This is a genomic window from Nocardiopsis protaetiae, from assembly GCF_045446735.1.
Lineage (GTDB): Bacteria > Actinomycetota > Actinomycetes > Streptosporangiales > Streptosporangiaceae > Nocardiopsis > Nocardiopsis protaetiae.
On sequence record NZ_JBJJBV010000258.1, the window covers coordinates 1 to 9,506 of the forward strand.

The following is a 9,506-nucleotide window of genomic DNA, read 5'->3' on the forward strand; positions in this document are numbered from 1 at the left end:
TTCATGTCATAGCGGTCTACCCGGGTGACCTGCGCCGAAAACGCCGGTGGGCGGGCCGCCGCGCGGCCCGCCCACCGGCGGGGAACCTGCGAGGAAAGAGTCCCCTAGCGCTGCTGGCGCTTCTTGTTGGCGGTGATGCGCCCGCGCTCCTTCTGGTCCAGGATGACCTTGCGGATGCGCACGTGCTCGGGGGTGACCTCCACGCACTCGTCCTCGCGGCAGAACTCCAGGGCCTGCTCCAGGGACAGCTTGCGCGGCGGCACCAGGCGCACCAGCTCGTCGCCCGTGGCCGAGCGCATGTTGGTGAGCTTCTTCTCCTTGGTGATGTTGACGTCCATGTCGTCGGCGCGGGCGTTCTCGCCGACGATCATGCCCTCGTACACCTCGGTGCCCGGCTCCACGAACAGCGTGCCGCGCTCCTGGATGTTGAACATCGCGAAGGCCACGGCCGCACCGGAGCGGTCGGCCACCAGGGAGCCGTTGGGGCGGGTGCGCAGCTCGCCGAACCACGGCTCGAACTTCTCGAACACGTGGTGGGCGATGCCGGTGCCGCGGGTCTCGGTGAGGAACTCGGTGCGGAAGCCGATGAGGCCGCGGGAGGGCACCAGCCAGTCCATGCGCACCCAGCCGGTGCCGTGGTTGACCATGTTCTCCATGCGGCCCTTGCGGACGCTGAGCAGCTGGGTGATGGCGCCCATGTACTCCTCGGGCGCGTCCACCGTGAGGCGCTCGACCGGCTCGTGGACCTTGCCGTCGATGACCTTGGTGACCACCTGCGGCTTGCCGACGGTCAGCTCGTAGCCCTCGCGGCGCATCTGCTCGACCAGGATGGCCAGCGCCAGCTCGCCGCGGCCCTGCACCTCCCAGGCGTCGGGGCGCTCGGTGGGCAGCACGCGCAGCGAGACGTTGCCGACGAGCTCCTTCTCCAGGCGGTCCTTGACCAGGCGGGCGGTGACCTTGGCGCCCTTGACCTTGCCGACCAGCGGCGAGGTGTTGGTGCCGATGGTCATGGAGATGGCGGGCTCGTCCACCGTGATGAGCGGCAGCGGGACCGGGTTCTCCAGGTCGGCGAGGGTCTCGCCGATCATGATGTCCTCGATACCGGCGATGGCGACGATGTCGCCGGGGCCGGCCTTCTCGGCGGGCTTGCGCTCCAGGCCGTCGGTCATCAGCAGCTCGGTGATCTTGACCTGCTGGGTGGTGCCGTCGGTGCGGATCCACGCGACCTGCTGGCCCTTGCGCAGCTCGCCCTGCTGGACGCGGCACAGCGCCAGGCGGCCCAGGAACGGGGAGGCGTCGAGGTTGGTGACGTGGGCCTGGAGGGGCGCGTCCGGGACGTACTCGGGCGCCGGGATGGTGTTCAGGATGGTGCTGAACAGCGGCACCAGGTTGTCGTTGTCCGGAACGGTGCCGTTGGCCGGGCGCTCCAGGGAGGCCTTGCCGTCGCGGGCGCAGGCGTAGACGATCGGGAACTCGATCTGGGACTCGTCGGCGTCCAGGTCCATGAACAGCTCGTAGGTGTCGTCCACGACCTCGGCGATGCGGCTGTCGGGCCGGTCCACCTTGTTGATGACGAGGATGACGGGGAGCTTGGCCTGGAGGGCCTTGCGGAGCACGAAGCGGGTCTGCGGGAGCGGGCCCTCACTGGCGTCCACGAGCAGGACGACGCCGTCGACCATCGACAGGCCGCGCTCGACCTCGCCGCCGAAGTCGGCGTGGCCGGGGGTGTCGATGATGTTGATGACCACGTCCTCGCCCTCGGGCGTGGTGTAGTGGACGGCCGTGTTCTTGGCGAGAATGGTGATGCCCTTCTCGCGCTCCAGGTCGTTGGAGTCCATCACGCGGTCGTCCACGTCCTGGTTCTCGCGGAAGACACCGGACTGCCAGAGCATGGCGTCCACAAGGGTCGTCTTACCGTGGTCGACGTGGGCCACGATGGCGACGTTGCGAAGGTCGCTACGGCGGGCGGAGCCCTGGACGGGCGTGACGGTGGACATGGAAAAGTCTCGATCTCCTGATACCGGGTAGAGACCGCAGGATGCCACGGCCCGTTGCCAGTTTATGCGGTCATGGGGGGCTGGTCGGGAAACGCACAGGTCACCCCGATCACGCCCACAGGGTCAACGGCGCCGGAGGGGTGAATCATCCCGGTGGGCGGGGTGATTCGTCCCGGGGGGCGCCGAGAGTTCACTCGACGGATGGGGGCGGTTCGTCGGGGGTGTCGTTCCGGGGTGTGTCGTCGTGGGTGACGTTCTGGGTGACGTTCCGGGGTGTGTTGTTGTGGGGCGTGTTGTTGTGGGGTTCGCCGCGGGGTGGGGACAGTAGGTTCCCGATCGGTCCCAGGAACGGCACGTCCGCCGGGAGCCAGTCGAGAGTGCCCAGGTCGGCGGCGGTGAGCCAGCGCAGGGACAGGTGTTCCAGGGCGCGGGGCTCGCCGTCGACGAGGTCGGCGCGCAGCAGCCGCAGCACGGCCGGGCGGGTGCGCCCCGGGGTCGCCGGGAAGGGGACGTCGGCGCCGACCGCCTCCCGGGCGCGGACCGTGATCCCCAGCTCCTCGCGGCATTCGCGCACCAGGGCGTCGGCCGGGCTCTCACCCGGGTCGGCCTTGCCGCCGGGGAACTCCCAGCGGCCGCGCAGGGCGGCGGGTTCGGCGCGCTGAGCGGCCAGGACGCGGCCATCGCGGATGATGGCGGCGCCCACGACGATCAGGGTGTCGGCGGTTGAGGCGTCGGTGGTCGGGGTGTCTCGGTCCACGATCCCTGAGCGTAGCCGCGCAGCCGGTGCGCGAGTGCGGTGTGGCGGCGGCCGGAGGAGGCGTTGCGGACCGCCTGGGCCAGGGCGCGGCGCGAACCGACCAGCACGACCAGGCGTTTGGCGCGGGTGACGGCGGTGTAGAGCAGGTTGCGCTGGAGCATCATCCACGAGCTGGTGGTGACGGGGATCACCACGGCCGGGTACTCGCTGCCCTGGGAGCGGTGCACGGTGATGGCGTAGGCGTGGGCGAGCTCGTCGAGTTCGGCGAAGTCGTAGGTGATGTCCTCGTCCTCGTCGGTGCGCACGGTCAGCTCCTGGGCGACGGGGTCCAGGCCGGTGACGACGCCGAGGGTGCCGTTGAAGACGCCGTTGGCGCCCTTGTCGTAGTTGTTGCGGATCTGGGTGACCTTGTCGCCGACCCGGAAGATGCGGCCGCCGAAGCGGCGTTCGGGAACGCCCTCGCCGGGAGGGGTCAGGGCCTCCTGGAGTGCGGTGTTGAGGTTGCCCGCGCCGGCCGGGCCGCCCTTCATGGGGGTGAGGACCTGCACGTCGCGGCGCGGGTCCAGGCCGAAGGTGCGCGGGACGCGGCGGGCGACGACGTCGACGGCCATGGTGGCGGCGTCCTCGGACTCCTCGCAGGGGAAGAGGAAGAAGTCGCGCATGCCCTCGAAGAGCAGGGGCTCGCCGCGGTTGATGCGGTGGGCGTTGGTGACCACGCCGGACTGCTGGGCCTGGCGGAACACCCGGGTGAGGCGGACGCTGGGGATGGGCGAGTCCTCGGCGAGCAGGTCGCGCAGCACCTGTCCGGCGCCGACGGAGGGCAGCTGGTCGACGTCGCCGACGAGGACGAGGTGGGCGCCGGGCGGGACGGCCTTGATGAGCTTGTTGGCGAGGATGAGGTCCAGCATGGACGCCTCGTCAACGACGAGGAGGTCGCAGTCGAGGGGGTTGTCGCGGTCGTAGGAGGCCTCGCCGCCGGGGCGCAGCTCCAGGAGGCGGTGGACGGTGGCGGCCTCGTGGCCGGTGAGTTCGGTGAGGCGTTTGGCGGCCCGGCCGGTGGGGGCGGCGAGCACCACCTTGGCGCCCTTGACGGCGGCGAGGGTGACGATGGACGAGACGGTGAAGGACTTGCCGCAGCCGGGGCCGCCGGTGAGGACGCCGACCTTGCGGGTGAGGGCCTGGATCACGGCGGCGCGCTGTTCCTCGGCGAGTTCGGTGCCGGTGCGCTTGTGCAGCCAGTCGAGGGCGACGTCCCAGTCGACGTCGGCGAAGGCGGGCATGCGGTCGTGGGGGTGGTTGAGGAGGGTGAGCAGGCCGGCGGCGGCGCCGACCTCGGCGCGGTGGAAGGGGACGAGGTGGATGGCTCGGACGGGTTCGCCTTCGGGCCCTGGGACCTCTTCGCGGACCACTCCTTCTTCCTGGATCAGTTGAGAAAGGCATTCAATGACCAGGCCGGAGTCCACGCCGAGGATCTTGACGGCGGCGGAGATGAGCTTCTCCTCGGGGAGGTGGCAGTGGCCGTCGCCGGTGGACTCGGAGAGGGTGAACTGGATGCCGGCCATGACGCGCTGGGGGCTGTCGTGGGGGATGCCGACTGCTTGGGCGATGGTGTCGGCTGTTTTGAAGCCGATGCCCCAGACGTCGGTGGCGAGGCGGTAGGGCTCCTTCTGGACGATCTCGATGGAGGCGTCGCCGTACTTCTTGAAGATGCGGATGGCGAGGGAGGTGCTGACCTGGACGCCCTGGAGGAAGACCATGACCTCCTTGATGGCCTTCTGCTCCTCCCAGGCGTCGGCGATGAGCTTGGTGCGCTTGGGGCCGAGGCCGGGGACCTCGATGAGGCGCTGGGGTTTCTGTTCGATGATGTCGAGGGAGTCGGTGCCGAAGTGGCCGACGATGCGTTCGGCCATCTTGGGGCCGATGCCCTTGATCAGGCCGGAGCCGAGGTAGCGGCGGATGCCCTGGACGGTGGCGGGGAGGACGGTGGTGTAGTCGTCGACGTGGAACTGGCGGCCGTACTGGGGGTGGGAGCCCCAGCGGCCGTGCATGCGGATGGCTTCGCCGGGTTGGACGCCGAGGAGGGAGCCGACGACGGTGAGGAGATCGGCGGAGCCGCGGCCGGTGTCGACGCGGGCGACGGTGTAGCCGGTCTCCTCGTTGGCGTAGGTGATGCGCTCCAGGACGCCTTGGACGACGGCGGGGGCGCGAGTGGCGGGGGTGCGCTTCTCCTCGGACACCGGCACTGGGCTCCTTTCCGTCGGTTCTCCGTCAGTCGGCCTTGGGGGCGGGCATCTCGTCGCTGAGTTCGGGGAAGTCGTCCCCTAGTACGGCCAGCACACGTTCCCGGTCGGCCTTGCGCAGACTCCGGGCGACGAGAACGTAGGAGTCGCGCAGCATCTCCAGGATCTCGTCCTCGGGGACGGTGCCGTCGAGGGTGACGGTGTTCCAGTGGTCTTTGTTCATGTGATAGCCGGGGATGACGCCGCCGGGGAACCGGTCGCGCAGTTCCAGGGCGTGCAAGGGGTCGCACTTGAGGTTGACACTGGGGTTGTCCCCCTCCCGCAGCAGGGCGAACATCCGGCCGCACACCTTGTGGACAAGTGTGCCGGAGCCGAAGGGCTCGGTCTCCACGGCTTCGGGGAACCACAGGGCGGCATCGATGAAGCGGGTGGGTTTCACGGCGGGTGTCTCCTCTCCGTCTTCGAGCCTGCCAGAGAGCGGCGACGTTCGGGGGTGAGGGTTGCGGTCACGTGCACCGAAACCCCCTGTGTCCGGGGAGGGCGATTGGGGCCGGGGTTACTACGGCGGGTGGCTGGGCTTTCAAGCGAGGTCTGTGCAACGGCCTGTTCCCAGTCGGAGCGTTCTTTCCCTGGACATGTGTGGCTGAGCGTGCCGCCGGACCCCGACCCGTCCCCTGGAACCAACCCCCACCGCCCGGGACGCGAGTCCAACGCATACGCCTGCCGGTCTGCCGCCCCTTCTACGTGGGGACGGCTCCGCGCCCGGCACGGGTCTGTACGTTCACAAACGGTGACCCGTGGAGACCAACGCGACCGAGACCGGCCCCCTACGCCGCCCTCCGCAGATGGCGGGCCGCCTGGAAACCTGCTCTTGCTGTCTCACCCCCAGCACACCGGGCCGAGTCCCGCTCTACCGACACCCCCTTCGGTCGGGGCCGGAGGCCTCCCGCGGCCGTCACCCCCCGCGGCGGGGGAGGCACAACGTACTCCGGCTGGGGCTGAGGTCCCGGGCGGGTGGCCGGGCTGTGGTTGAGGGCCCCAGGCAGGTGGGCAACCCCCTGCGGCGAAGGCCGAGGGAAAGTGGCGGGCTGCTCCCGCCGCTAGGTATTTATGCGGTCTCGCGGGCAACCGCCCACAGCAGCGCCGACCATTCCCCGGCCGCAATCGCCAGGTGTCCGGCGTCGGGGCACTTGGAGTCACGAACAGCGGCCCCACCCGGCACGTCAGCGACCTCTACGCAGTTGTCGCCGGACCCGCTGTAGGACGACTTGCGAAAAGCGAGGGGACCGGGGTTATCAGCATGCACCGGAGTTCCTCCAGGGGTTTCGTGGACCGTCAGCGGTCTTTCCCCTGATTGGTGCCCCTTCGCCTATCCCCCATACCGTCCTGGCGCGCAGTGGCCACTCAAGTGCTTGTGCGGATCTGGTGGTCACGTCCCAGGCTGAGTTGTAGACTCTGCCTCGGATGAATGCAGGAGGCCCCGACCACTGGTCGGGGCCTCTTTCGTTGTGTCCTATGCCTCGCGGATCACGGCCAGCACCGCGCGCCACTCAGCGGACTCGGCGAAGGTGAGGTGCCCGGCCTCCCGGTTCTGGGTGTCGCGCACGGCGGCCCCACCGGTGGACAAGTCGGCGACCTCAACGCAGTCACGGTCGGTGCTGCTGTAGGAGGACTTCCGGAAAGTCAGCTCGGGTGCATGCATGGTTCGGCTTTCTACAAGGCGTCGTGGATCTTCTTCATGGTGCGAATCGAATCAGCGTGCGACTGCGCTGTGACCTGGAGGTGATCAAACACGAGCCGGTACTCGCTGACTTCATTCGGCTCTTCCAGGAACAGACCTTCCGTCCGCGATTCGAGGTAGACGATCGGTGCATCCATCGCGTCGGGGAAGTCGAGGATGACGCAGGGACCACTGACGCCTGGGTGGAGGCCAGCGGAGAACGGGAGGATCTGGATCGTCACCTCGTTGTCGGGGTCCTCCGCCATGTCGATCAGGTGCCGAAGTTGTCCTGCGGCGACGCCGTCCTCAATGGGTATGCGGTGGAGTGCGGACTCGTCGATGACCGCCCAGACAGTCGGCGGCTGGTCACTGGCCAGGATTTGTTGGCGGGTCATGCGGGCCTCGACCCGGCGGGTGACCTCCTCGGAAGGGCGAGCCAGGCTCGCACGGACAGAGGCGGCGGCATAGCCCTCGGTCTGAAGCAGCCCAGGTATGACCACGGGCTGCCAGGTGGAGATAACGGAGGCCTCTTCCTCGAAGCCCACCAAGCTGTCGGTGCCGAAGATGTCCCGGTACTTCTTCGCCCACCACCCGCGCTCACGCGACTGCCGGGCCAAGGAGATGATCTCCTCCCGGTCAGCCTCGTCCGTCACCTCGTAGTAGTCGAGCAGCTGGCGGATGTTGCCCAGGTCGGGCCGCACCCACTTGTTGCCCTCCATGTGCGCAAGCCGTCCACGCGACCATTCCAGCTCGTCGGCGACGGCTTCCAGGGTCTTGCCGTGCTGGTGGCGGAGCTGACGCAACACCGCCGACAGGCGCCGTCGGCGAACCGTCGGGCTGATTCTCCTGGTCATAGGGCCTCTCCCTGGGGTGGTCGTGCCGATCGTATGGCAGTTCTTCTCAATAGGGCATCTTTCGGAATCCTGTGATCGGATTCCTGTCATGAGCTTGCAAACTTTGGATTCCTAAGTTCATCATGGAGGAGCATTCATCCGCTGCCGCTCTCATCCAGCGGCAACCCCTACCGGAGGTGTGCGCCCATGGCGCGATACCGCTACCTGAACTGCTCCGAACTCGTGGCCGCCCGCTGGCTGGCCAGCGAAGCCCTGCGATGGCGCCGCCCTCGCCGGGCGGCCCGGGCCCGTATGTACGTCACCCACCCGGGGCGCGACCTGGCGCCGCTGGCCCTGGTGGTGCGGCAGTGGATCACCCACACCGCCCCGCCCCCGGCGCCGGTGCCGCCCGTGCTCCCTTTTCCGCTACCGCTAACGCGCAGGGTCGGCGGCACGGCCTCCACCACCACCCCGCCCTCGGCCCCCACCCCGGCGCCGATGTCGCCGGCCTTCCCGCCCCCGCTTCCCCGCAGGATCAGCGGCACCGGCTTCACCCCGCCCCGGGTTCCGGAGCCCCGCACCAGCCCGGAGCAGCGGCTCGAACCCCCGACCGCCAAAGCCGTGCTCCTGGCGTCGGACCCGACCGCGAGTACGGTGGTCGGTCCCATCTCGGCACCGACCTCGGCCTCGGGGCCGAACCCCATCGCGGGCATGGACACCACCCCGGCCTCGACTTCGGTGTTCTCCCCGGCCACGGGCACGGTCTCGGTCTCGGCACTGGCACCGACCCCGATCGCGAACCCGGCCACGGCCCTGGTGTCGCACCCGCTCCCTGGGTCCATCGCCACCCCGATCCCGGCGCCGACCCCGATCGCGGACGCGGTTGCGGAGTCGGTGCCCGGCTCGGGATTCACCGCCGCCCTGGCCTCCCGCCCCCGCATCCAGGCCCTGCGCGAAGGAGCCCGCACCCGCACCAGCGCTCACACCCGGTCGGCAAGGCCGACTCCGGCGGCGCGCCGGGCAGCCGCACGGCTCCGGGCCCGCACGGCAGCGTTCCGCAGGACCACGCACATGACGGCCGACCGGGACGGGCTGTGGAAGGACTCCCTGGCCGCCGCCCGCATCCTGAAGTGGAACCTGGGGAGGGCCGCCTGATGCGCCGGGTCTGCGACATCCGCGAGTTCTCCTCGATCCAGACCCTCGGGTTCTGGGCCCACACCCACCAGGTACCACTGCGCTACCTCGGGCCGACCTTGGAGGGCCACGCGGTGTACGCGGCGACGGACGGGTGCACGACCCGGGTCGCGGTCACCTCCGGCCGCGACCCCCACCCGCTGCCGTTGGTGTGGCGCAGCCCCCTGGAGGCCCTGTGACCACCGAACCCGCCGGGCCCGCCGGAACCCCCGGGGTTCCGCCCCCGCGCCCGAACCCGACCCTGCGCATGCTGGACGACCTCATCCACCGCCGCTGGGTCCTCACCCTGGAACAGGCCCCCGACGGCGGCACAGAGGTCGTCGCCTACCGGCCCCTGGGCTGGACCGGACCCGGCGACCCCCACGAGCGTCTGGCCGCGCCCGACCACGCCACCATGCGCGACCTCCTCACCCGCCACCACACCACCACGGACACCACCGAGACCGCACACACCAGGGAGCAGGACATGGACAAGCCCGGCTACACCGACCCGGCCGACGACCCCATCCCCGACGACCTCACCGAGGAGGAGAAGAACGCCGTCCGCCGCCAGGGCGAGGCCATCGCCCACCAGCGCTCCCTGGGCGCGCCCCTCATCGGTGAGCAGGGCCGCCGCTACGCCCACGGCGACTGACCCACCGCCTCCCGAACCCCCGCGTGCCCGAAGACCCCACCAGTCCTCCCGGGCACGCGGGCCCAGACCGGCCACCTCGCACACGGCACACGCGCCGACAAGGGGGGAAGCGCGGGGCGGCCCCGGTGGGG

The 9,506-nt window shown here is 69.9% G+C and carries 9 protein-coding genes and 1 pseudogene; 3 read left to right on the forward strand and 7 right to left on the reverse strand.

All coding sequences use genetic code 11. The annotated features are described in order from the left end of the window. Window positions 1-104 precede the first annotated feature (104 nt). From typA to ACJOT3_RS28215, 7 genes and pseudogenes are all read right to left on the reverse strand, one after another. Window positions 105-1,997, reverse strand: coding sequence for a translational GTPase TypA (typA, locus tag ACJOT3_RS28185; RefSeq protein WP_406976155.1), 1,893 nt, complete (start codon window positions 1,995-1,997; stop codon window positions 105-107). A 316-nt stretch (window positions 1,998-2,313) separates the two neighbouring features. Then, window positions 2,314-2,754: pseudogene (locus tag ACJOT3_RS28190) on the reverse strand ((deoxy)nucleoside triphosphate pyrophosphohydrolase); the annotation flags it as partial. Next, window positions 2,706-4,991 (reverse strand): SF1B family DNA helicase RecD2, encoded by a 2,286-nt coding sequence (gene recD2, locus ACJOT3_RS28195; protein WP_406976156.1) that lies wholly within the window; start codon window positions 4,989-4,991, stop codon window positions 2,706-2,708. The pseudogene ACJOT3_RS28190 and the gene recD2, both read right to left, overlap by 49 nt. Window positions 4,992-5,022: 31 nt before the next feature. After that, window positions 5,023-5,433 carry an MmcQ/YjbR family DNA-binding protein gene (locus ACJOT3_RS28200; RefSeq protein ID WP_406976157.1) on the reverse strand — a complete coding sequence of 137 codons (411 nt, stop codon included), beginning with the start codon at window positions 5,431-5,433 and terminating at the stop codon, window positions 5,023-5,025. Window positions 5,434-6,102: 669 nt separating this feature from the next. Then, complete coding sequence (locus tag ACJOT3_RS28205) at window positions 6,103-6,300, reverse strand: DUF397 domain-containing protein (protein ID WP_406976158.1); 198 nt, start codon at window positions 6,298-6,300, stop codon at window positions 6,103-6,105. Window positions 6,301-6,507: 207 nt separating this feature from the next. Next, window positions 6,508-6,696 carry a DUF397 domain-containing protein gene (locus tag ACJOT3_RS28210; RefSeq protein WP_406976159.1) on the reverse strand — a complete coding sequence of 63 codons (189 nt, stop codon included), beginning with the start codon at window positions 6,694-6,696 and terminating at the stop codon, window positions 6,508-6,510. An 11-nt stretch (window positions 6,697-6,707) separates the two neighbouring features. Beyond that, complete coding sequence (locus ACJOT3_RS28215; RefSeq protein ID WP_406976160.1) at window positions 6,708-7,568, reverse strand: helix-turn-helix domain-containing protein; 861 nt, start codon at window positions 7,566-7,568, stop codon at window positions 6,708-6,710. Between the two features lie 186 nt (window positions 7,569-7,754). Between ACJOT3_RS28215 and ACJOT3_RS28220 the strand changes: the two genes are divergently transcribed. Genes ACJOT3_RS28220 through ACJOT3_RS28230 form a run of 3 tightly spaced genes read left to right on the forward strand, consistent with a single transcriptional unit; the run spans window position 7,755 to window position 9,375 of the window. After that, entirely contained in the window at window positions 7,755-8,702 is a 948-nt protein-coding gene (locus ACJOT3_RS28220; protein ID WP_406976161.1) for a hypothetical protein, read from the forward strand. After that, window positions 8,702-8,920 (forward strand): hypothetical protein, encoded by a 219-nt coding sequence (locus ACJOT3_RS28225; RefSeq protein ID WP_406976162.1) that lies wholly within the window; start codon window positions 8,702-8,704, stop codon window positions 8,918-8,920. The genes ACJOT3_RS28220 and ACJOT3_RS28225 overlap by 1 nt, the downstream gene beginning before the upstream one ends. Continuing rightward, the gene (locus ACJOT3_RS28230; protein WP_406976163.1) at window positions 8,917-9,375 is read left to right on the forward strand and encodes a hypothetical protein; all 459 of its coding nucleotides are present in this window, start codon (window positions 8,917-8,919) and stop codon (window positions 9,373-9,375) included. Before ACJOT3_RS28225 ends, ACJOT3_RS28230 begins: the two co-directional genes overlap by 4 nt. Window positions 9,376-9,506 lie beyond the last annotated feature (131 nt).